Origin of the sequence: Sphingosinithalassobacter tenebrarum, assembly GCF_011057975.1 — a bacterium.
Lineage (GTDB): Bacteria > Pseudomonadota > Alphaproteobacteria > Sphingomonadales > Sphingomonadaceae > Sphingomonas > Sphingomonas tenebrarum.
Window position 1 is genome coordinate 1,689,600 of sequence record NZ_CP049109.1, and the last position, 20,610, is coordinate 1,710,209.

At 64.8% G+C, this 20,610-nt stretch carries 21 protein-coding genes and 1 pseudogene; 13 read left to right on the forward strand and 9 right to left on the reverse strand.

The features are described from left to right. The first annotated feature begins 5 nt into the window (after positions 1-5). Both G5C33_RS08290 and G5C33_RS08295 read left to right on the forward strand, forming a co-directional pair. On the forward strand, positions 6-1,022 hold the full coding sequence (locus G5C33_RS08290) for a glycosyltransferase family 2 protein (protein ID WP_165326784.1): 1,017 nt from the start codon (positions 6-8) through the stop codon (positions 1,020-1,022). Further along, a complete protein-coding gene (locus G5C33_RS08295; RefSeq protein WP_165326785.1) occupies positions 1,022-1,423 on the forward strand; it encodes a GtrA family protein in 402 nt (133 codons plus the stop codon). Before G5C33_RS08290 ends, G5C33_RS08295 begins: the two co-directional genes overlap by 1 nt. A 5-nt stretch (positions 1,424-1,428) precedes the next feature. On the opposite strand, the gene G5C33_RS08300 is transcribed toward G5C33_RS08295, so the two are convergent. From G5C33_RS08300 to G5C33_RS08310, 3 genes are all read right to left on the reverse strand, one after another. After that, the gene (locus tag G5C33_RS08300; RefSeq protein WP_228275242.1) at positions 1,429-3,789 is read right to left on the reverse strand and encodes a putative bifunctional diguanylate cyclase/phosphodiesterase; all 2,361 of its coding nucleotides are present in this window, start codon (positions 3,787-3,789) and stop codon (positions 1,429-1,431) included. Between the two features lie 80 nt (positions 3,790-3,869). After that, on the reverse strand, positions 3,870-5,021 hold the full coding sequence (locus G5C33_RS08305; RefSeq protein ID WP_165326786.1) for an AAA family ATPase: 1,152 nt from the start codon (positions 5,019-5,021) through the stop codon (positions 3,870-3,872). Between the two features lie 47 nt (positions 5,022-5,068). Beyond that, on the reverse strand, positions 5,069-6,844 hold the full coding sequence (locus tag G5C33_RS08310; RefSeq protein WP_165326787.1) for a fatty acyl-AMP ligase: 1,776 nt from the start codon (positions 6,842-6,844) through the stop codon (positions 5,069-5,071). A 115-nt stretch (positions 6,845-6,959) separates the two neighbouring features. On the opposite strand from G5C33_RS08310, the gene G5C33_RS08315 reads away from it, so the two are divergent. The 6 genes and pseudogenes from G5C33_RS08315 to G5C33_RS19320 form a co-directional block, all read left to right on the forward strand. Next, positions 6,960-7,508 (forward strand): regulatory protein RecX, encoded by a 549-nt coding sequence (locus G5C33_RS08315; protein WP_165326788.1) that lies wholly within the window; start codon positions 6,960-6,962, stop codon positions 7,506-7,508. Positions 7,509-7,570: 62 nt separating this feature from the next. Beyond that, positions 7,571-8,155, forward strand: a complete 585-nt coding sequence (locus G5C33_RS08320; RefSeq protein ID WP_165326789.1) for a cold shock domain-containing protein — start codon at positions 7,571-7,573, stop codon at positions 8,153-8,155. Positions 8,156-8,159: 4 nt separating this feature from the next. Next, positions 8,160-8,669, forward strand: a complete 510-nt coding sequence (locus tag G5C33_RS08325) for a DUF192 domain-containing protein (protein WP_165326790.1) — start codon at positions 8,160-8,162, stop codon at positions 8,667-8,669. Between the two features lie 90 nt (positions 8,670-8,759). Beyond that, positions 8,760-9,749, forward strand: a complete 990-nt coding sequence (locus G5C33_RS08330) for an alpha/beta hydrolase (protein ID WP_165326791.1) — start codon at positions 8,760-8,762, stop codon at positions 9,747-9,749. Positions 9,750-9,798: 49 nt separating this feature from the next. Further along, on the forward strand, positions 9,799-10,191 hold the full coding sequence (locus G5C33_RS08335; protein WP_165326792.1) for an NADH:ubiquinone oxidoreductase subunit NDUFA12: 393 nt from the start codon (positions 9,799-9,801) through the stop codon (positions 10,189-10,191). Between the two features lie 194 nt (positions 10,192-10,385). Continuing rightward, positions 10,386-10,622 (forward strand): annotated as a pseudogene (locus tag G5C33_RS19320) (DUF2155 domain-containing protein); the annotation flags it as partial. Positions 10,623-10,657: 35 nt separating this feature from the next. On the opposite strand, the gene aat reads toward G5C33_RS19320, so the two are convergent. The 3 genes from aat to G5C33_RS08355 all read right to left on the reverse strand — a co-directional run bounded on the left by aat (position 10,658) and on the right by G5C33_RS08355 (position 12,698). After that, the gene (gene aat / locus G5C33_RS08345; RefSeq protein WP_165326793.1) at positions 10,658-11,443 is read right to left on the reverse strand and encodes a leucyl/phenylalanyl-tRNA--protein transferase; all 786 of its coding nucleotides are present in this window, start codon (positions 11,441-11,443) and stop codon (positions 10,658-10,660) included. A 7-nt stretch (positions 11,444-11,450) separates the two neighbouring features. Next, complete coding sequence (locus G5C33_RS08350; RefSeq protein ID WP_165326794.1) at positions 11,451-12,188, reverse strand: ParA family protein; 738 nt, start codon at positions 12,186-12,188, stop codon at positions 11,451-11,453. 123 nt (positions 12,189-12,311) lie between these two features. Then, entirely contained in the window at positions 12,312-12,698 is a 387-nt protein-coding gene (locus G5C33_RS08355; protein ID WP_228275243.1) for a hypothetical protein, read from the reverse strand. Between the two features lie 337 nt (positions 12,699-13,035). On the opposite strand from G5C33_RS08355, the gene G5C33_RS08360 reads away from it, so the two are divergent. After that, the gene (locus G5C33_RS08360) at positions 13,036-13,554 is read left to right on the forward strand and encodes a hypothetical protein (RefSeq protein ID WP_165326795.1); all 519 of its coding nucleotides are present in this window, start codon (positions 13,036-13,038) and stop codon (positions 13,552-13,554) included. A gap of 77 nt (positions 13,555-13,631) precedes the next feature. Here G5C33_RS08360 and G5C33_RS08365 read toward each other — a convergent pair whose 3' ends face one another. Next, positions 13,632-15,212: a vWA domain-containing protein gene (locus G5C33_RS08365; RefSeq protein ID WP_228275244.1), complete on the reverse strand. Its 1,581-nt coding sequence runs from the start codon at positions 15,210-15,212 to the stop codon at positions 13,632-13,634. Positions 15,213-15,658: 446 nt separating this feature from the next. On the opposite strand from G5C33_RS08365, the gene G5C33_RS08370 reads away from it, so the two are divergent. Beyond that, positions 15,659-16,648 carry a cysteine synthase A gene (locus tag G5C33_RS08370; RefSeq protein WP_165326797.1) on the forward strand — a complete coding sequence of 330 codons (990 nt, stop codon included), beginning with the start codon at positions 15,659-15,661 and terminating at the stop codon, positions 16,646-16,648. A 119-nt stretch (positions 16,649-16,767) separates the two neighbouring features. On the opposite strand, the gene G5C33_RS08375 is transcribed toward G5C33_RS08370, so the two are convergent. Both G5C33_RS08375 and G5C33_RS08380 read right to left on the reverse strand, forming a co-directional pair. Next, the gene (locus tag G5C33_RS08375) at positions 16,768-17,376 is read right to left on the reverse strand and encodes a class I SAM-dependent methyltransferase (protein ID WP_165326798.1); all 609 of its coding nucleotides are present in this window, start codon (positions 17,374-17,376) and stop codon (positions 16,768-16,770) included. An 83-nt stretch (positions 17,377-17,459) separates the two neighbouring features. After that, positions 17,460-18,224: an SDR family NAD(P)-dependent oxidoreductase gene (locus G5C33_RS08380; protein WP_165326799.1), complete on the reverse strand. Its 765-nt coding sequence runs from the start codon at positions 18,222-18,224 to the stop codon at positions 17,460-17,462. 155 nt (positions 18,225-18,379) lie between these two features. On the opposite strand from G5C33_RS08380, the gene G5C33_RS08385 reads away from it, so the two are divergent. The 3 genes from G5C33_RS08385 to rsmH all read left to right on the forward strand — a co-directional run bounded on the left by G5C33_RS08385 (position 18,380) and on the right by rsmH (position 20,592). Beyond that, positions 18,380-18,730, forward strand: a complete 351-nt coding sequence (locus G5C33_RS08385) for a hypothetical protein (RefSeq protein ID WP_228275245.1) — start codon at positions 18,380-18,382, stop codon at positions 18,728-18,730. Between the two features lie 441 nt (positions 18,731-19,171). Further along, complete coding sequence (locus G5C33_RS08390; RefSeq protein WP_165326800.1) at positions 19,172-19,657, forward strand: division/cell wall cluster transcriptional repressor MraZ; 486 nt, start codon at positions 19,172-19,174, stop codon at positions 19,655-19,657. Then, the gene (gene rsmH / locus G5C33_RS08395; protein ID WP_165326801.1) at positions 19,654-20,592 is read left to right on the forward strand and encodes a 16S rRNA (cytosine(1402)-N(4))-methyltransferase RsmH; all 939 of its coding nucleotides are present in this window, start codon (positions 19,654-19,656) and stop codon (positions 20,590-20,592) included. The genes G5C33_RS08390 and rsmH overlap by 4 nt, the downstream gene beginning before the upstream one ends. Positions 20,593-20,610 lie beyond the last annotated feature (18 nt).

Genomic DNA, 20,610 nt, shown 5'->3' on the forward strand with positions numbered 1-20,610 from the left:
CCGGCATGGCTGACCTATCCCCGATCGATACCCGCCGGATGCTCGATCTGGTCGAGGCGCAGCGCGCCGACGGCCTGATCCGCAATCCCGAAATCACCGTGTGCGTCGCCTGCCGCAACGAAGAAGCGAATGCCGAAGCGATAGCCGCCGCGATCACCGAGCGGATGGAGAGCGTCGACGCCGATTTCGACATCATCTTCATTGATAATGAATCGACGGACCGCACGGTCGAGATCGTAAAATCCCTGTGTGCGCGCGATCCGCGGATCAAGCTGATCGTCAACACGCGCAATTTCGGCCAGATGCGTTCGCCGACACATGCGATCTACGAAGCAGGTGGCCGCGCGATCATTTCGATGTGCGCCGATTTCCAGGATTCGCCGGCGCTGCTGCCCGAATTCGTCCGCCGCTGGCGCGCGGGCGTGCCGATCGTGCTCGGCGTGCGCCAAAGCGAAAAGAGCGGCGCGGCGCTCACTGCAGTCCGGTCGATGTCGTACAAGCTCCAGGAGACGTTCGGCGATTACAAGATCATCCCGAACGCGACCGGCTTCGGCATCTATGACGCCGCCGTCGTCAATGCGATCAAGCAACTCAACGAACCCGATCCCTTCTTCCGCGGGCTGCTGGTCGAAACCGGCTATGCGATCGAGACGATTCCGTTCAAGCGCCCCGCGCGGGCGGGCGGCAAGTCGAACAACAATTTCTTCACGCTGCTCGATTTCGCACTCAATGGGCTGGCGGGCTCGTCGGCCGGGCTGCTTCGCGCGCCGCTCTATGTCGCATTCGCCTTCGCGGTGCTGACGATGGTGTGCCTCGCCGGATCGGTATTCGCGGCGTTTACCGGCCGCTCGGTGCAGCTGTGGCTGTTCGCGGCGATGCTGGAGGGGCAGTTCACCATGCTGTTCCTCTTCCTCGGCCTGCTCGGCGTGCAGGTGCGGCTGATCGCCGACCGGACACGCAATCAGCCGCTGGTGCTGGAGCGTGAGCGCGTCAATTTCCCCGACGACTACCGGCAGGCGTGATGGCAGCGTTTGCCGACTGGCGTTCGCTTTCCGAATGGAAGCGGATTTCTCGCTATTATCAGGCCGGGCTGGCGAACACGGTCTTCGGCTTTAGCCTCTATGCGCTGCTGGTATGGGCAGGGCTCAACCTGTTCGTGGCACAGATCGTGACCCATATTGCCGGAGCGACGTTCAACTACTGGACGCTCAGCCGGTACGCCTTTGTCGGGCATAGCGCCAACAAGCGCAATTTCGTGCTCTCCTACGGCCTGAACTATCTGCTCAACGCCGGGGTGTTGTGGGTGCTGCACCAGGCAATCGCATCGCCCTACTGGGCGGGGCTGGCGACGATCCTGCTGGTGTCGGCACTCAACTATCTGGTGCTGCGCCGCTTCGTTTTCCTGCGCGTCACGCCCGGCTGAAAGGGTCAGGCGGCGGCGATCGCGCCGCCCGGGCCACGAATTGCCAGCGCGCGCGCTTCGTTCACCGGCAGCGGGCGGCCGAAATAATAGCCCTGCACCTTCGAACAACCGAGCGCCTGGACGAGGTGATGCTCCTCTTCGGTCTCGACGCCTTCGGCGGTCGTCGCCATGCCCAGGCTCTGCGCCAGCGCCACCACGGCACGGATGATCGCGATCGCTTCCTGTTCGCCCTTGGACGCGCCCTGCACGAAGCTGCGGTCGATCTTGATCGAGGAGAAGCGCGTGCGGCTGAGATAGCCGAGCGAGGAATAGCCCGTCCCGAAATCGTCGAGGCTGAGGCGCACGCCCATATCGAGGATCTTCTCGAGCACTTTCACTGCCATCGTGCCTTCGTGCATGAACACGCTTTCGGTGACTTCCAGCTCCAGCCGTTGCGGCGGCAGCCCCGATTGCGTCAGTGCTTGCGCGACGAATTTGGCGAAGGCCGGATTGTGAAGCTGTTCGGCGCTGACATTGACTGCGACGCGCACGGTATCGTCCCATCGCGCGGCCTCCTGACAGGCCGAGCGCAGCACCCATTCGCCGATCGGCGCGATCAGCCGCGCATCCTCGGCCAGCGGAATGAACTTGGCCGGGGAGACGTTGCCGAATTCGGGATGCGTCCAGCGCAGTAGTGCCTCGAACCCCGTCAATCGTCCCGTCCCGGCATCAACCACCGGTTGATAGGTGAGGTGCATCTCTCCCTTGTCGACGGCCTCGCGCAGCGCGATTTCGAGGACGCGGCGCTCTTCCGCGGCGACGTGCAGCTTGGGCTCATAGGCGTGGAAGACGCCGCCGCCGGCATCCTTCGAACGATACAGGGCGAGGTCGGCGGACCGGATCAGCATCTCGGCCGTCCGTCCGTCGCGCGGGCCGATGGCGACGCCGACGCTGGCACCGATATACAGCGTGTTCTGGTCGACTTCGTACGGCTTGGAGATGTGCTCGATGATCCTGAAGGCAAGTTGCTCCATCGCCGCCGAATCGCTGGCGTCGCGCACGACGACGGCGAATTCGTCGCCGCCCAGCCGGCCGACCGTCTCGTTGGGCGTGCATAGCTGCTGCAACCGCTCGGCGACGCGGCCCAGCAGGCGATCGCCAATCGGATGGCCGAGCGTGTCGTTGACTGCCTTGAAGCGGTCGAGGTCGATCATCATGAAGCCGCAGCGCGAATTCCACTTGTCGGCATCGCTTATCGCCTTGGCCAGCGTTTCCTGGATCATCAGGCGGTTGGGCAGGCCGGTCAGCGTGTCATAGCGGGCCATCTTGTTGATCTTGTCCGCCGAGCGGCGCGCCTCTGTGACGTCCGAACCGACGCCGCGAAACCCGCAAAAGGCACCGCGTTCATCATAACGCGGGCTTGCCGACATTTCCCACCAGCGTTCTTCGCCGTCGACATAGACGGGCAGGAGCAGGTCGCGAAACGTTTCGCGCGCCTTCAGCTTCTCGGCCAGGTCGCGCAGCCCGGCGGCGAAATTGCCCGCTTCCCAGGTCGGCCCGGCGAGCAATTGCAGGAACGGCGTGCCGTTGATCGTCTTGGGGTCGGCGCCGATCGATACGGCGAAGCGAGGGTTGGCGCGGACCACGCGACGCTGCGAATCGATTTCCCACAGCCAGTCGCCGCTATCCTCTTCGAATTCCCGGAGCAGCAAGCTTACGGTTTCGTCGCGTTCGGCAAGGCCCATTTCATTCGCGCGAATGACGACCAGCGCCTTGCCGCCGCGAAAGGTGCCGAGAATCAGCAGCGCCGTGAACAAAGCGGCGGCGGCGGCGGGGACGGGCGAACCCGACAGCGCCTGGACTAGCGTCACCGATCCGCCGACGATCGCGATGAACACGATCGATGCGAGCGGCAGCGCCGCCATCGCCACCGCCGATGCCGTCATCAGCAGCGACAGGATGATCCACAATCCCAGGGCGGCTTCCGATCCGGCCGTCTGGGAGAAGGCAAAGGCGGGAATCGACCAGACCGCCCCGAGCGCGATGCCGTCGAGCACGGTATCGCGAACATGCGCGAGCGTTGCCGTCACCGAGGTACGGTTGCGGACCTGAAGCCGCCGGAACGCCACTGCCAGCGCGACCGCGGCGACCAGCGCGCCCCAGCTCGCCAGCTGCCATTGCGGCACCAGATTGGCCAGCAGCAGCGCGACCATCGCGGCGCCGATCACATTGGCGCCCAGCATGAACAGCGCCAGCTGGCTGCCCGCCTGCATCTGGGCGGCGCGGATCGGCCCCCAGTCGGTGGTGTCCGCCGGGTCGTACAGGCCGAGCAATGCGCGGGCATCGATCCGCGGCCGGGCGAATTGCGATTTGGTCTGTGTAGTCACGCGCAACGCTATAGCGTCCGGGGGGTTAGCGAGAGGTTAGGCGGAGGCCCCCATCGGATAATTTTCCAGCGGTTGAAACGCTACCGCGCGGGCCAGTGCCAATCGGGCTGTTCCTTCTCCGGCGCCAGCGTTTCGCCGAGCCGTTTTTCGAGCCGGATTTCATCGGCGCGCGGATCGCCGGAAAGCGTTTCGCGCAGCGCCGCGCTATGCGTGACGACAATGACCTGGCTGTGGCGCGACGCGAGCAGCAGCAATCGGGCCAGCGGCGCGATCAGCGCGGGGTGAAGGCTCGATTCGGGCTCGTTGAGAACGATCAGTTCGGCGGGGCGCGGAGACAGCAATGCCGCGACGAGCAGCAGATAGCGCAGCGTGCCGTCCGATAGTTCGGGCGTCGTCAGCGGGCGCAGCAGCCCCGGCTGGCGCATTTCGATATCGGCATGGTCGCCCGCCGATATCGCGACCTTCGAGCCGGGAAAGGCATCGTCGATGCTTTCGTCGAACGCCGCTCCGTCGCCGATCGCCCGGATCGTACGAATCGCCGAAGCGAGATCGCCGCCATCGGCCGAAAGCTGCGGCGTGAAGGTGAGGATCTGCGGCCGCCGTGCGGGCGCTTCGCGATCGGTGCGCAGGCTGTCGTAGAATCGCCAGCCGCGCATCCGCTCGCGCAGCATCAGCAGCTCGATGCCGTCACGCGGATCGGCGGCATGCGTCATCATGCTGTCGAAACTGGCGAGATCGGTATGCGCGGTGCGCCATTCGCCCGTTTCCTCGGTGCGCAGCCGCACCATCGGCCCGCGCCGTTCGGCGATCGCACCCGAACGCGCGAGCTTCGGCCCCATCCACAGCGCTTCGGCCTTGATCTCGGGGTCGTAGGGGAAGGCGGTGGGCGGCTGGGGCAGGCCCAGATCGACGGCATAGCCATAGTCTTCGGTCGCGAATCCCAGCCGCAGATAGGTCGGCTCGGAACGCACCGTTCCCTGCACCGGCATTTCGCCCGACAGCATCTCGCGCGAGAATTTTTCCGGCCCCGCCCAGAGAGTCGAGGGCAGTCCGCCTTCACGCGCGATCGATCCGATCAACTGCCCCTGCGCGACTTCGGCAAGCAGCCGCAGCGATCGATAGAGGCTCGATTTGCCGCTGCCGTTGGCGCCGGTGATCAGCGTCAGCGGTGCAGGCGCGATCACCAGATCGCGCAGCGAGCGATAGCCCGAAACGGCAAGGCGCTCGATCATCCGATCGAGCGCCCCGAAAAACCGGCACCTGCCGATGGCGGCACGGCTTATGCCGCGATGCTGTAGGGCTTGATCTCGCCGTTGAGATACAGGTTGCGCGCCTTGGCGCGGCTGAGCTTGCCCGAACTGGTGCGCGGCAGCGTGCGCGGCGGCACCAGTTCGATCACGCAGTTCATGCCGGTCACCGAACGCACGCGCTCGCGGATTTCGTCGCGCAGGCGAATTCGTTCGCCTTCGTCCGACGTGCGGCACTGGACGAGCACGGCGGGGGTTTCCTCGCCGCCCGGCGTGGTGATCGCGAAGGCGGCGATGTCGCCCTGCTTGAATCCGGGAAGCTGCTCGACCGCCCATTCGATATCCTGCGGCCAATGGTTGCGGCCGTTGACGATGATCATATCCTTGGCGCGGCCGACGATATAGATGTAACCTTCGGAAATATAACCCATATCTCCGGTGTCGAGCCAGCCGTCGCTCATGCAGGCGGCGGTCGCGGGTTCGTCGCGGAAATAGCCGACCATCACGCTCGGGCCCTTGCACCAGACCTTGCCGATCGCCTTTTCGGGAAGCGGGGTGCCGTCCTCCTCGCGGATCTCGACGGTCATGTCGCGCACCGGCTTGCCGCAATTGACGATCGCGCGGAAGCGCTGCGGACGTCCGCCGCCATTGCATCCGCCCGAAAGCTGGGTTTCCTCCACCAGTTCCACCTGGATGCCTTCGCACGGCGGCATGATCGACACCGCCAGCGTCGCTTCGGCAAGGCCGTAGCTGGGCAGGAAGGCCGAGGCCTGAAAGCCGGCATCGGCGAAGGCGTCGACGAAGCTTTGCATCACGTCGGGCCGGATCATGTCGGCGCCGTTGCCCGCCACACGCCAGCGGCTGAGGTCGAAGCGGTCGCTTGCCTTGGTCTGGCTCGACATGCGCCGCGCGCAGATATCGTAGCCGAAGGTCGGCGAATAGGAGAGCGTGTTGTCCGCGTTGCGGCTGATCATGTCGAGCCATGCCAGCGGGCGCCGCGCGAAATCCTCGGTCTTGAGGTAATCGGTCGAAACCTGATTCGCGACCGGCGACAGGAAACAGCCGACCAGCCCCATATCGTGATACCAGGGCAGCCAGCTGACGCAGCGGTCGCCATCGGTGACGTGCATGCCGTGGCTGTGCGCGGCGAGATTGTTGAGCAGCGCCTCATGCGTGATCGCCACGCCGTGCGGGAAGCGAGTCGAGCCGCTCGAATATTGCAGATAGGCGATATCGTCCCTGGTCGGACGCGGCAGTTCGGCCCGCGGCGCTTCGCGACCGCCGAATTCCTCCCAGTCGATTCCCTGGATGCCGAGCAGCTTGGCCGCTTCGCCCGCCATCGCCGAAAGTTCGGACGGATAGACGAGCATCTTCGGATCGCAGCTTTCGAGCTGGACGCGCAGCTGATCGATATAGCTCTGCGCGCCGCCGAAGCTGGTCGGCAGCGGCAGCGGCACCGGCCAGGCGCCGGCATAGACCACGCCGAAGAAAAGGCTGGCGAATTCCGGCCCGGTTTCCGCGATCAGCGCGATTCGGTCTTCCGGCTTCACGCCCGCGGCGATCATGCGATAGGCCTGATCCAGCGCGTCCTCGCGCAGCTGCGCATAGCTGTACGGCTGTTTCAGATTGCCGCGCGCATCATGAAAGTTCAGCCCGCGAACACCGCGCGCAGCATAATCCAGCGCCTCACCGAGTGTGTCGAAATCCGCCAAACGGCGCGGCAGCGTGTCGTCGTCGGTCGGCGTCGGCGCCGGTGCAGTCGATGCAGCCCTGGTGGCTTCAAGCGATCCCGTAACGTGCAATTCCATCCTATTCCCGTGCCCCTACCGTGGCAGGCCGAATTCCCCCACGCAGTGAACTACGCTCGGCTCTGCAACGCACTATCGTTCAAAATCAGATGGCAGTGTGGCACAATCATGGCGCATGCGTCGTCATCCCTCACAATCGCGTCCGCCGGCGCGTCCACTGGACCAGGCCGCGCTGGAACGGCTCGCGCTGCGCTATGTCGAGCGATATGCGACGACTCGGGCCAGGCTTACGGCCTATCTCGACCGAAAACTGCGTGAGCGCGGCTGGGCCGGAGAGGGCGAGGCCGATTCGCGCGCGCTTGCCGAAAGGATGGCGGAGCTCGGCTATGTCGATGATCGTGCCTTTGCCGAAGCGCGGGTCTCGGCGATGGGACGGCGTGGCCTTGGCGCGCGGCGCGTGACGCTGGCGCTGCGTCAGGCGGGGATCGAAAGCGACGATGCCGAAGCAATCACGCCGCAGGTCGAAGCCAATGCGGGGGAGGCGGCGCTGGCCTTTGCGCGCCGTCGACGAATCGGCCCCTTCGCCCAGGAAGAAGCCGATCGTGACCAGCGCGAACGGCAGCTCGCCGCCATGCTGCGCGCCGGACATGCGTTCGAACTCGCCAAAAAGATCGTCGCGATGGCTCCGGGAGACGATATCGAAGCAATCCTCGCCCCCGATTAACACAAAGCAATTCCAATTAAGGAAAATTTTGTGTTAATGGTACCCATTGGGGGAAAAGGATAATGCGTGCTGAAAGTCAGCAGGCGCGTAACGATTACGAAGTCGACGCGCTTGATTCTGCCGGTTCGGATGATGCTGTGGACGAGGAGGGGCTCTCGCTCTCCGGCGTCATCAAATGGTTTGATGTCACGCGGGGATTCGGATTCCTGGTGCCCGATTCGGACGAATTCGGCGACGTCCTGATACATTTCTCTGTTTTGCAGGATCACGGTCGGCGCAGCCTTCCCGAAGGCGCGCGAGTCGATTGCATTGCCGTACAGCGCGATCGCGGGATGCAGGCGCGAGAGGTGCTGGCGATCGACCTGAGCGATGCTGTCGAACAGCCGCGCCGTAGCGGCGATCGTAGCGAACGGCTGCGCCTGATCGACGATGCCGGGCCGTTCGAGGCAGTGACGGTAAAATGGTTCAATCGTCTCAAAGGCTATGGATTTCTGGTGCGTGACGCGGTTTCGGGCGATATATTCGTCCATATGGAAACGCTGCGACGCGCGCAGATCGAAGAGGTCGAGCCCGGCCAGCCGCTGCGCGCGCGTATTGTGGATGGCGAAAAAGGGCCGCTTGCCGTGGCCGTCGAAAGGACCGACTGACCCCATGATCCGTACCGGTGCAATTCGTTCGGCGGTTGCCGCCGCGATGCTGCTCGCGCTTTCCGCGTGCAGCGGTGAACCTTCTGGAAACGCGTCCGCAGGCACCGCCGCGGCAGAGCGGATTTCGGTGACCGTCACCACCGCCGACGGCACCGAGCATGTCTTCAACACCGAACGGGCGATCACGCGCGCCCAGCAGGACCGCGGCTATATGTATCGCACCGATATCGGCCCGGACGATGCGATGCTCTTCTATCCCTATCCGGCCGAAGGCGGCGGCCCGCGCGAAGCGAGCTTCTGGATGAAGAACACGCCGATGCCGCTCGACATCATCTTTATCCGCTCCGACGGATCGATCGCGCGAATCGCGGAAAACACGATTCCCTATTCGAGCAACCAGATCCGTTCCGGCGAGCCGGTGAGCGCGGTGCTTGAAGTGGTCGGCGGGCGTACCGCCGAACTCGGCATTTCCCCGGGCGATACAGTGAGCTGGCCCGGCCAGGGCGGCGGCTGATCGCCGATCCGCCGCGCGCGGGCAAATCGCTTGCGGCCGAGCCGCTCCTGATATAATGGTGATATCACATTATTCAGGCGGAGACAGGTCATGTCCAAAGGATTTCCCTGGTTGAAGGCCGGTGTCGCGGCGGTCGCGATGCTTGCAGTTGCACCGGCGCTCGCGCAGCAGGCACCGGGGGAAAGCGAAATCACCGCGCCGGGCCCCAAAGGGGCGCTCGCCGGATCGCTGATCGATGCGGGGCAGGGGGCGCCGGTGGTGCTGATCATCCCCGGTTCGGGCCCCACGGATCGTAACGGTGACAATCCGATGGGCGCGAGCGGCGGCGTTCTGCGCCAGCTCGCGCAGGGGCTTGCCGCCGAAGGCGTCAGCAGCGTGCGAATCGACAAGCGCGGCCTGTTCGGCAGCGCGGAGGCAGTGGAAAATGCCAATCGCGATTCGAGCATCGCAGGCTATGCCGCCGACGCGGACAGCTGGATCGTCACGATCCGCGAAAAGACCGGTGCGCCGTGCGTCTGGATCCTGGGCCATAGCGAAGGCGGCCTGGTGGCACTCAAGGCCACGGAAAATCCGGGTGCGATTTGTGGTGTCATCCTGGTCGAAACCGCCGGGCGGAAAATGGGCGACGTCGTGCGCCAGCAGTTTCGCGACAATCCTGCCAACGCCCCCGTGCTCGATGATGCACTGAGCGCCGTGGACAGTCTCGAAGCGGGCGAAACGGTCGATACGTCGACTTTCCATCCCGCGCTTCGCACATTGTTCAACGCCGATATCCAGCCCTACTGGATCGACGTGTTCTCGCACGATCCGGTGGCGCTTGCGAAAAGCTATTCGGGGCCGATGATGATCGTGCAGGGCACCAGCGACATCCAGGTGACGGAGGCCGATTTTGAGCTGCTGCGGGAAGCGCGACCCGACGCCGAAACGCTGCTGGTACCAGACATGACTCACGTCCTGCGAATCGCGGAGGAGCCGGGGATGGCGGCCAACCTTGCGACCTATACCGATCCCGACATGCCGATCGTACCGGGGCTCGCTCCGGCGATCGCCGGCTTCGTGAAGGCAAATTCCGGGCAATGACCAGCGCTCGCCAGTTGCCGTGGGCGCTCTGGCGAGCTAATCGGCGCTCATGGGCATCTTGAAGTCGATCTTCACCTGGTGGGAAGGCGCCACCATCGGCACCGGTCTCGCGACGCGTGGCATGAACAATGTCGGCGAGGATTCGCTCGGCAATGTCTATTATGAGGGCGGCAAGGACATGTCCGGCCGCCCGCGCCGCTGGGTGATCTACAACGGGTCCAACGACGCCAGCCGGGTGCCGCCCGAATGGTTCAGCTGGCTGCACCATCTGGTCGATGCCGTGCCTGACGATTCGATGCCGCCGCGCCGCGAATGGCAGCAGCCGCCGGTTCCGAACATGACCGGCACCAATCTCGCTTATCGTCCGCCCGGATCGCTCGATGTCGGCGGCAAGCGCGTGCGTGCGACGGGCGATTACGAGGCCTGGACGCCCGACGCATGAGCTTTCGCCAGCCGTCAATCGGCGCAGCGGCGCTGCTGCTGCTCGCGCTCGGCGGCTGTTCGGGCGATGACGGTGCTGGCAACAACAGTGTCGACGAGATCCTTACCGAGCCGCTGAGCAGTTCGGAAAGCAGCGGCGCGGAAGTGGTCGACAGCGGCGGCGATCTGGCGCTGGCGACCGAGGGTACCACGCCGATGGCCGAGCGCGAGGCGGTGCTGGGCTTTCTCAACAAGCGCAACGGCGAAACGCGCGACATCACCCTGAAACCGGGGCAGGCCTTGCGGGTCGGCGAGGATGTGGTGGTGCGGCTGCGCGCATGCGAACGCACCGCGCCGTGGGAATCGCAGGAACTGACCGGCGCATTCGTTCAGCTCGACGTGCGTGACTATGAAGGCAATTGGAGCCGCGCCTTTTCCGGCTGGCTCTACAAGGAGCGGCCCTCGCTCAACGTCATCCAGCACGGCATCTATGATGTCTGGCCCAAAAGCTGCGCGATGACCTTTCCCGAAACGGGCCCCGATACGGTTTCGGCGGAATCGGTGGCCAAATCGTCTGCGCGCACGCCCAGCCGGTCGAGCGCGTCGAACACGCCCGCGCCATCGCCTTCGCCGACAGCAACGCCCGGAAGCCCCAGCACCGCCGCTTCGCCGGCGGTTCCCTCCAGCGCCGATTCGAGCAGCGAGAGATAAGCGTCGCGCGATATCTCGACTGCGCCGAGCGTTTCGAGATGGTCGGTCTGGAACTGACAGTCGAGCAACGTGAATCCCCCGACGCGGAGTCGCGCGACCAGCCATGCGAGTGCCACTTTCGATGCGTCGCGCACGCGCGTTACCATGCTTTCGCCGAAAAACGCGCGGCCCAGCGCCAGGCCGTAAAGACCACCGGCAAGCCGATCGCCGTCCCAGCATTCGATCGAATGGGCATGGCCGCGCCGGTGCAGCTCGATGAAGACGCGTTCGATGGGACCGTTGATCCAGGTGTCGGGGCGATCCCGCGCCGATTCGGCACATAGCGCCAGTATCTGCTCGAACGCGGTGTCGGCAGTGACGCGGAACCGGTCGGAAGCGATCGTCTTGCGCAGCGATCGCGACAGGTGAAACCCCTCGAGCGGGAGAATGCCGCGGAATTTGGGTTCGACCCAGTAGACGCTTTGCGCATCGCGATCATCGGCCATCGGAAACACGCCCATCGCATAGGCGCGCAACACAAGCTGCGGGTCGAGCTCTTCGGGCAGGAAAAGGGGGCCGGTCATTCCGGTTTCAGGACGCTTCGATGTCGGCGAGCCTGCGCTCGACCCGCGTCCATAACTGGGCGAAGGCGCGCGCCCCCTGCGATCGGGGAGAAAGGGCGCCGACCGGACGGCGTTCGGCCGTCATCGCTTCGACGATGCTTGCCATCGGCAGGACCGGCCAGTCGGGATGGCGCGCGATCGCGTCGCGGTGGAGCGTCCGGCGGCGGTCCACCATCGAATGGACCGGCATCAGCGCTGCCTTGAATCCGCGATCGGCGAAATGCGCGGACACTTCCTCGAAAGCGCGCTGCGAGAGCGGGCTGGGGATGACCGGGATCAGGATCAGATCCGCCGCGCGCATTACTTGCTCGCTGGTCTCGGTCAGGCCCGGCGGACAATCGAGCAGCAGCCGGTCATAGCTTTTGTCGAGCTGGCCCAGCAGCTTGGCCAGGCGCTTCTTCTTGTCGATCTCGTGGAACAGCAGGTCGAGCGTGCGCAGCGAGGTATCGGCGGGAATCAGGTCGAGCCGATCGATATCGGTGTGTCGCACCAGGTCCGCCGGATCGATGTCGCGGGAGAAAACGGCCTGTGCCCTGCGCTTCGGCCTGGGCGCGATGCCGAGCAGATAGGTGGAGGCCGCCTGGGGATCGAGATCCCAGAGCAGGGTGCGTCGCGCCGATTGCCGGGCGGAGCACCAGGCGAGATTGACCGCTACCGTGGTTTTGCCGACGCCGCCCTTCAGACTGTAGACTGCGATCCGCGCCACTGCCGCTCCTTTCGTTCGGCGCCAAGGGTGGCGTTTCGCCGGGAAGCTGACAAGCCCGCGGACATGAAAAAGGGCCGGCGGAACATGCCGCCGGCCCGGTTGATCCTTGCGAGGAAAAGCGTGTCAGGCCTTGCAGGTCAGCGTTTCGCCGTCTTCCTGCTCGATCGTCACTTCTTCCTTCGAACCGGAGACGGTCATGCCTTCGCCGGTGAAGGGCTCGCCGGCTTCCGCCGCGTTCAGCGTCGTGCCGACCGGAGCTTCCGGGTCGAGCTTAACGGCGATCATCGTGTCGCCGGTGAAATAGTCGATCGCGACCAGCTTGTTGCCCGGCTGGCAGCGGAAGGTGACCGACTGCGCGATCGAAGGCGGCGGCGCGACCGGCTCGGCATTGGCCAGTTCGGCGGCCATCGGATCGGGCGCGCGGCTGTCGACTTCCTCGGGTTCGTGATTGCAGGCGGAAAGCGAGAGCAGTGCGACCGCGGCGAAAGGAGCTATTTTGAGCATTTTCATGACGGCTTCTGCTTCGCGCACGCAGCACGAATCGTCAAGACTCCCCGTTGCGGCAGGTCGCCTTGATATTGCACCGCAATGATACGATATAACGATAATCGTCGGTTTTCCGCGCAATTCGATGCCTCCGGTCATAGTGAGATGGTAATTTGGGTCGCGAGCTCGCGATGCGGATGCAGCCCGCCGGACGGCTGCGACTCGCCGTCGGTCGGACGGTGGCGCGGCCGGAAATGGGCGGCCGGGCATTTCAGGCCGGGACAATGCGGACAGTCGCGGCAATCGCAACGGTTGCGCGCGCGGATCGAACCGCGCACCATGAGCGGCAGGAGACTAATGAATGCGAAGTGCAATTGTCGCGGTGCTGCTGGTCGCGCTTTCGGCGTGTGGCGGGAGCGAGGAACCGGCGGCGAACCTTACCAATGAAACGGCGCAGAACGTCGTGGTCCCCGAAACCGGTCCGGTTATCGGCGGAGTCGATCTTTCGCGTCCGGTGCGCGGCTATGGTACCGAACCCTATTGGGTGCTCGATCTGACTCCGGGCACGATCTATTTCACCGATCGCAGCGCATTGTCCGACGAGCCCGAGCAATTCTATTTCGTCGCGCCCGATGCCACCGCGACCACGGCAGTCTATCGCACCCAGGATACCGACGGTACGGCCGTCGTCATCACCCTGACGGCGGCGCAGTGCCGCACGGCGGGCGGGCGCGACATGGTGCCGCTGGCGGTCGAAATCCGGCGCGGCGACGAAGTGTTGCGCGGTTGCGCCGATCAGGCGCCGGGCGAGCTCGAACTCGATATCGGCGGAAATGTTACCGTCGAGAACGCCAGCGATATCGCCGATATCACGCAATAGCGCACGGGAGGCGGAGCGTTTCCGCCTCGCGCCGGCGCGCCGCCCTGGACTGGCGCGCCGATCGCGGACCGGCGGGTTCAGTCCGCAGCGCGTCGCTCGCCGCTATGGGCGCTCGCCAGCCCGACCAGCTTGACGAATTCCTGGCGCCAGTAATTTTGCGGGTTTCCGGCCAGCGCGCGGATATCGCTCCAGCCCATGTCTCCCAGTCGCGTGTCGCCGCGCAGCTTCTGCCCGAAGGCGGCGACCGCCACCGCAAAGGCCATGTCGCCCTGCGGAGCCCGCGCGCCTGCGATTGCCGAGGCGGGGACGGGGCGCTCGATCAGTCGCGACGTATCTTGCCCCGGCAGCTTATAGCGCAGCTTGACGAAGGCGAGCTCGTCACCGCCGGCGCCGGTCTGCGGGCGGTTCGCTTCGTAGCGCCGCTCGGGCAGCCAGCCCTCGGCGCCGGCAGGCACGATTTCGTAGATCGCGGTCACCTGATGCCCGGCGCCGATGTCGCCGGCATCGACCTTGTCATTCTCGAAATCCTCTTCGCGCAGCGCGCGGTTTTCGTAGCCGATCAGGCGGTACTCGCTGACATGGGCGGGATTGAATTCAACCTGGATCTTCACGTCGCCCGCGATGGTGAACAGCGTCGAGGACAACTCCTCGTCCAGCACCTTCTGCGCTTCCATAGCGCTGTCGATATAGGCGTAGTTGCCGTTGCCGAGGTCGGCGATCGATTCCATCAGCGCTTCGTTATAGTTGCCGCGCCCGAAGCCGAGCGTGGTGAGCGTGATCCCGCTGTCGCGGTTGCGCTCGACCATGTCCTCCAACTGGCGCTGGTCGGTGACGCCGACATTGAAGTCGCCGTCCGTGGCGACGATGATCCGGTTGATGCCGTTCTCGATGAAGCTCGATCGCGCTGTCGCATAGGCAAGCGCGATGCCCTGACCACCCGCCGTCGATCCGCCCGCGCTCAACTGCTCGAGCGCCGCCTTGATCTTGTCGGGGTTGTTGGTGGGCTCGAGCACGATGCCGGCCGCGCCCGAATAGACCACGATCGAAACCTTGTCCTGCGGCCGCAATCCGTCGGCGAGCATCGACAGCGCGGTCTTGACCAGCCCGAGCTTGTCGTCGGTCGCCATCGAACCCGAAACGTCGATCAGGAAGGTCAGGTTGGCGGCGGGCCGCTCGTCATAGGCGATGTCATAGCCGCGCAGGCCGATCCGCAGCAGCCGGGTGTTGGCGTTCCACGGCGTCGTCGTGACATTGGTCGTCACGCTGAACGGCTGGCTGCGTTCCTCTGGCAGCGGATAGTCATAGCGGAAATAATTGATGAACTCCTCGGTCCGCACCGCGTCCTGCGGGGGCAGGCGGCCATCGGTGAGGAACCGGCGGCTATTGGTGTAGGAACCGGTGTCGACATCGACCGAGAAGGTGGAAACGGGCGCTTCGCCGACGGCATGGACCGGCGAGACGTCGTTTTCCTCATAACGTTCGCGGTCCTGCGGCGCCGTCGGATAGGGCTGGGGAGCCACCATCAACTCCGCCGAGCGGTCATTCGGCACATAAGCCGGCATCGGCGGGGGACCGGCGAAATCCTGCGTCTTCTCCTCGGGACTGCACCCAGCGAGCAGCGTTGTGACAATCGTTCCGGTTATCAATATCCCGCGCATGGCACTCTCCCTTGCCTCATTTGCGCCACATTCATGCCATGATTGGCCTTGGTTGCGCAAGTCAATTCCCATCATCCCGATGGGGCTTTAAAAACGGGCCGCGATACGCCGGCGATCGTGACGGTCGCGTATCGGGCATGAACTGCAAATGAAGACAATAATGGTGATAGCCGGTTATGGTAGCGGCCCACATGTCGCGCGGGAGCGTGGCATTCCTCCTCCCGGAGGGGGGGCCGCCGCAGGCGGTGGAGGGATATTAGCCGCATGCGCAGCGCCTGTGGCGAGCTACCCCTCCACCACCAGCCATGCTGGTGGTCTCCCTCCCCTTCCAGGGGAGGAGCTCGTGATTTGCGAAAGCGATGACTGTGCAAATGAAGCGCGGGAAACGGCGCACCCAAGCAACGCTTGCTTGCCGAGCATGGGCGGGCGCACCTATCTAGCGATCCATGCAAGCTACCAAGGACACGCTTTCGCTGATCGGCAACACGCCGCTCGTACGCCTCAAGGGGCCGAGCGCGGAAAGCGGCTGCGAGATTTTCGCCAAGTGCGAATTCGCCAATCCCGGCGCTTCGGTGAAGGACCGCGCGGCGCTCTACATCGTCGAGGATGCCGAGGAACGTGGCCAGATCGCGCCCGGTGGCACGATCGTCGAAGGGACTGCGGGCAATACCGGCATCGGTCTCGCGCTGGTCGCCAATGCCAAGGGCTACAAGACGATCATCGTCATGCCCGAAACGCAGAGTCGCGAGAAAATGGACACGCTGCGCGCGCTCGGCGCCGAGCTGGTGCTCGTGCCCGCCGCGCCTTATTCCAACCCCGGCCATTTCGTGCACACCAGCCGCCGCATCGCGGAGGAAACGCCCAATGCGATCTGGGCCAACCAGTTCGACAATATCGCTAACCGCAAGGCGCATATCGCCGGCACGGCCGAGGAAATCTGGGAACAGATGGAAGGCCGCATCGACGGTTTCACCTGCGCGGCGGGCACCGGCGGGACGATCGCCGGGGTCGGCCTGGGCCTGAAGGGCAAGGACGAGAAAATCACCATCGCGCTCAGCGATCCGCACGGCGCCGCGCTCTATTCCTATTATGCGTGTGGCGAATTGAAGTCCGAAGGTTCCTCGGTCGCCGAAGGGATCGGGCAGGGGCGGATCACCGCCAATCTGGAAGGCGCGCCGATCGACACCCAGTTCCGCATCTCGGACGAGGAAGGCATGGAATGGGTCCGCCGCCTGCTCGCCGAGGAAGGACTGTGCCTCGGTCTGTCCTCGGGGATCAACGTTGCCGGCGCGGTGGCGCTGGGCAAGGAGCTCGGCCCGGGCAAACGGATCGCGACGATCCTGTGCGACACCGGCTTTCGCTATCTCTCGACGCTCTACAATCGCGAATGGCTGGAGACGAAGGGACTGAGCGTGCCGGAGTGGATGGCGCGCTAGGCGTAAACCTTGCCGTCATCCCCGCGAAGGCGGGGATCCAGCTTCTTCTTCCTGTCTATGACGTCGCCAGGGCAGCTGGACCTCCGCTTTCGCGGAGGTGGCGGAGGAGAAAGGAACCTTCAGCCCGACTTGCGCAACGCCAGCCAGGTCCAGTGGACGCCGTTGACGCGGTTGCCCGGCTGCACCGAAGGCGCATGGATGCGCCGGATAAGCTGAAACCCCAGCGCCTGCGCCGCAGCGATCATCGCGTCGGGATCGGCAGGAAATACCGGTCGCCCCGCCGCGCCCGGCCCGTGGCGAAGCGACATCACCAGCAAGCCGTCCGGTGCGATGATCGCTGCGAGGCCGGCGAGCGCGATATCCTGTTCGGGGTCGGGCAGATGCTGCCAGACGCCGCAGAGCGTCACCAGATCGAACACGCAGAACCCGACCAGCCGCGTGAGATGCGGCAGCCGATCATCGACCCAATCGATAGCGGCCGAGCCATGCAGCGCCCGTCCTGCCTCGCGCAGCTCGCGCACCGGCTCGACAGCCGTTACCCGATGGCCCCGCGCGGCGAACCATGCCGCGTCGCGGCCGGTCCCCGCGCCGATATCGGCGACGCGCGACGCTTCGCGCGGGAAGAGATCGGCGACATGCCGATAGATTTCTTCGGAGGAAAGCGCGTCATAGGTCGCGATCAGCGTGTCGCTTGCCGCCGCGGCATAGCCGTCGAGAACTTCCTGCATCGCGCCCTCCGCCTGATATCCGCTTCCTGCATAGCATCGAAGCCGGTTCGGTGCGGCATCCGATATGCCCGGGCTATCGCGGATCAATCCGGCAGGCTGACTCCGGTCAGTTCCTCCAGATACGCCAGCAGCCGCGCCTGCGCGTCGGGATCGGTCGCGGAAGGGGCAGGGCGCTCCTCCCGCTTCTCCAGAAAATAGCCGCCGGTGATATCGGCATCGTCGGCCGTGGCCAGCCACACTTGCGTCGCCGCGCCGGTGGGGATGTCGCCCGAAGCGCTCTTCCCGCCCATATTGGTCGGCATCCAACCGGGGTCGACGGCATTGATGCGGCGATCCGGCCAGCGCTGCGCCAGCGCGAATGCGAGCATCGTGTCGTAGAGCTTGCTGTCGCAATAGGCCTGGGTAGCGTCCCAGCGGCGCGCTTCGAACATCGGATCGGAAAGGCCGGGATTGCCGCTGCGGTGCATGCTTGAGCTCAGATAGATCAGCCGCCGCGGGCGCGGCGTCGTGGCGGTGAGCAGATAGGGCGCGATGACATTGACGGCGAAGGTCGGGGTGAAGCCGTCTTCGGTTTCGCCGCGCGTCCTGCCTTCGAACACGCCGACATTGTGAATCACCGCATCGAAATCGCCCAGTGCGCCGATGCGATCGGCCAGGGCGTGCATGCCCGAAAGCGTCGAAACGTCGCCGATCGCGACGTCCTGACAGGCGGCAAGCGCGCCGCGCGCGGCATCGGCGCGTTCGGCGTTGCGGGCATGCAGCACCACATCGTGCCCGCCGGCGACCAGTTGCCCGCCAGCTTCGAGCCCCAGACCGCCGGACGATCCGGTGATGAAAATGCGCGCCATGAAAATCTCCTTTCGACACGTTGCATACGGGGATTACGTCGCACCGCTTGCAAGCAACGACTCCGCCGGGATATCGATGCACCCAACAGGTGCCGGTTTCCGTGAACGTCGCAATCGACAAGCACGGTGCCCGGTCCTACATCCGGGCAACAGCCATGAAGACGGTTTCGCCAGATACAGCACAGACCATGCAGCGGGTTCGCGTCGGAATGACGGGGCTGGCGATGGTGCTGATCCTGATCGGACTGGCGAGCGCGATCTTCAGTTCGGCCAATCGCGACGAGCCGGTCGATGCGATCGGCGCGCCCAAGGCGGACATTGTCGCCAACATGACCGACGAGGTGGGCAACGTGATGGTCGCCAAGCCCAAGGCGGACGAACCGCTCGCCGAACTCGGGGTGGCGCCGAGCACCGCGTCGCAGGAGCCGGTCGATGCCGCCGCAATCGCGCGCCGGATCGAGGCGCAGCGCGAGGCCGAAGTCCGCAGGCAGCCGGAGCAGCAATAACCCGCGGCCCGCACGTTAACTATCGACATTAAACGACGACTCGCGGTCAATCCGCGATTCGCACTGAGTTGCCGGCTTTCGGAATCCGCAAGGATCGGCTAGATTCCGACACGCGCGCATCCCTCTGCTCGACCCGCGGCCGCCTGCACGGGCGGGAGGAATACAGGGAACAGCGCCGCCCCGGAAAGGAACAGCGAAATACTCGAAACAAGCGAGAAAAGACCAAATAGAGAACATATAGCATCTTTATAGCGTACAAAGGGCCTGAGTGGGGCTCAGTGGGGCTAAAATCCAGTTTCAGGCATTGCCTCCCGGCATCTATACTGTTACCGAAGATGGTAACGGGGGCACGTCCCGTATTCGCCGATCATTACTATCTTGGACGCGGTCAGGGCTGCTTCCGAAGGCGGGTAGGTGCGTGCCTCGAAACGGGGCAGAGCGTTGCAGCAGGAACGGGATCTCTACGAAGGTTTCGCGCTTCAGGCGGTCGACGAGAAGGGTCGCGTCGCCATTCCTGCAGACCTGCGCAGCGCCGCCGAGCGCAACAGCGACGTGCGCCAGATCGTCGTCGGCAAACACCCTTTCGATGCCTGCCTTTCGGCGCACGACCTTGGCTGGTCGCGCGAGAAATTCTCGCGTGTCGACCGCGAGGAATCGCCGTTCGAAGGCGATGGCAGCACCGTGCGCGCCAAGCGCAAGGCGTTCGGCGCGGTCGAGCGCGCCCAGTTCGACGCCAATGGCCGTTTCGTGATTCCGCCCTTCTTCCGCAAGAAGGCGAAGGTCGGGCGCTGGGCCTTTTTCAGCGGCGCCGGCGAGACGTTCGACATCTGGGCACCCGAAGTGCTGATGGCCGATACCGACCCGGAAAATGAGGAAATCCGCGAAATCTGCGAGTTTCTCCTCGAGCAGAAGGGGGTGACGCTGTGAGCGGCGATGCTCCCCATATTCCCGTACTGCGCGACGAAGTGATCGACGCGCTCGCCATCGTGCCCGGCGAGCGCCATGTCGACGCGACCTTCGGCGCGGGTGGCTATACGCAAGCAATCCTCGAGCGGGGTGCCGAGGTGGCCGCTTTCGATCGTGACTCCCAGGCGATCGAGGGCGGCCATGGTCTTGTCGAAGCGAGCGGCGGTCGGCTGACGCTGATCGAGGCGCCGTTTTCGGCGATGGAAGGCGAGCTCGAACGCCGCGGCTTCCTTCCAGTCGACGGCGTGACGATGGACATCGGCGTGTCCTCGATGCAGCTCGACCAGGCCGAACGCGGCTTTTCCTTTCAGCAGGACGGGCCGCTCGACATGCGGATGGCGCCCGACGGCATGACTGCCGCCGAATGGCTGAACACCGCCGACGAAAGCGAGATCGCCGATGTGCTCTATCACTATGGCGAGGAACCGCGCTCGCGGCGGGTGGCCAAGGCGATCGTCTCCGCAAGGCCCCTTACGCGGACTTCCGAACTGGCGAACGTGGTTAGGAAAGCGTTAGGCCATCGCCCGCACGACAAGAAGGACCCCGCGACCCGGACATTTCAGGCGATCCGCATCCATATCAATCGCGAGCTCGACGAGCTGGCGGAAGGGCTTGCAGCCGCGGAACGCGTGCTCAAGCCCGGCGGCCGGCTGGCGGTGGTGACGTTCCACAGCCTTGAGGATCGCCTGGTCAAGCGCTTCCTGCGCGAACGCAGCGGATCGCAGCCCGCCGGATCGCGCCATCGCCCGGTTCAGGTCCAGGCGGCTGCCGCCAGTTTCGAAGCGCCGCAGCGGGCGGTGCGCCCGGGTGAAGCGGAAATCGCCCGTAATCCCCGGGCCCGTTCAGCAACGCTTCGGGTCGCGAAGCGTACGAATGCGGCGCCGTGGTCGTCGTGAGTGTGAGTAAGGAGTTGA

Coding starts and splice junctions, on each gene's coding strand:
- aat (WP_165326793.1), bottom strand. CDS start 11,443: ATGACCGGCCCCCTTTTCCTGCCCGAAGAGCTCGACCCGCAGCTTGTG.
- G5C33_RS08320 (WP_165326789.1), top strand. CDS start 7,571: ATGCGTGCTGAAAGTCAGCAGGCGCGTAACGATTACGAAGTCGACGCG.
- G5C33_RS08360 (WP_165326795.1), top strand. CDS start 13,036: ATGCGAAGTGCAATTGTCGCGGTGCTGCTGGTCGCGCTTTCGGCGTGT.
- G5C33_RS08380 (WP_165326799.1), bottom strand. CDS start 18,224: ATGGCGCGCATTTTCATCACCGGATCGTCCGGCGGTCTGGGGCTCGAA.
- G5C33_RS08385 (WP_228275245.1), top strand. CDS start 18,380: ATGAAGACGGTTTCGCCAGATACAGCACAGACCATGCAGCGGGTTCGC.
- G5C33_RS08325 (WP_165326790.1), top strand. CDS start 8,160: ATGATCCGTACCGGTGCAATTCGTTCGGCGGTTGCCGCCGCGATGCTG.
- G5C33_RS08290 (WP_165326784.1), top strand. CDS start 6: ATGGCTGACCTATCCCCGATCGATACCCGCCGGATGCTCGATCTGGTC.
- G5C33_RS08365 (WP_228275244.1), bottom strand. CDS start 15,212: ATGCGCGGGATATTGATAACCGGAACGATTGTCACAACGCTGCTCGCT.
- G5C33_RS08370 (WP_165326797.1), top strand. CDS start 15,659: ATGCAAGCTACCAAGGACACGCTTTCGCTGATCGGCAACACGCCGCTC.
- G5C33_RS08330 (WP_165326791.1), top strand. CDS start 8,760: ATGTCCAAAGGATTTCCCTGGTTGAAGGCCGGTGTCGCGGCGGTCGCG.
- G5C33_RS08355 (WP_228275243.1), bottom strand. CDS start 12,698: ATGAAAATGCTCAAAATAGCTCCTTTCGCCGCGGTCGCACTGCTCTCG.
- G5C33_RS08310 (WP_165326787.1), bottom strand. CDS start 6,844: ATGGAATTGCACGTTACGGGATCGCTTGAAGCCACCAGGGCTGCATCG.
- G5C33_RS08305 (WP_165326786.1), bottom strand. CDS start 5,021: ATGATCGAGCGCCTTGCCGTTTCGGGCTATCGCTCGCTGCGCGATCTG.
- G5C33_RS08335 (WP_165326792.1), top strand. CDS start 9,799: ATGGGCATCTTGAAGTCGATCTTCACCTGGTGGGAAGGCGCCACCATC.
- G5C33_RS08375 (WP_165326798.1), bottom strand. CDS start 17,376: ATGCAGGAAGTTCTCGACGGCTATGCCGCGGCGGCAAGCGACACGCTG.
- G5C33_RS08295 (WP_165326785.1), top strand. CDS start 1,022: ATGGCAGCGTTTGCCGACTGGCGTTCGCTTTCCGAATGGAAGCGGATT.
- G5C33_RS08315 (WP_165326788.1), top strand. CDS start 6,960: ATGCGTCGTCATCCCTCACAATCGCGTCCGCCGGCGCGTCCACTGGAC.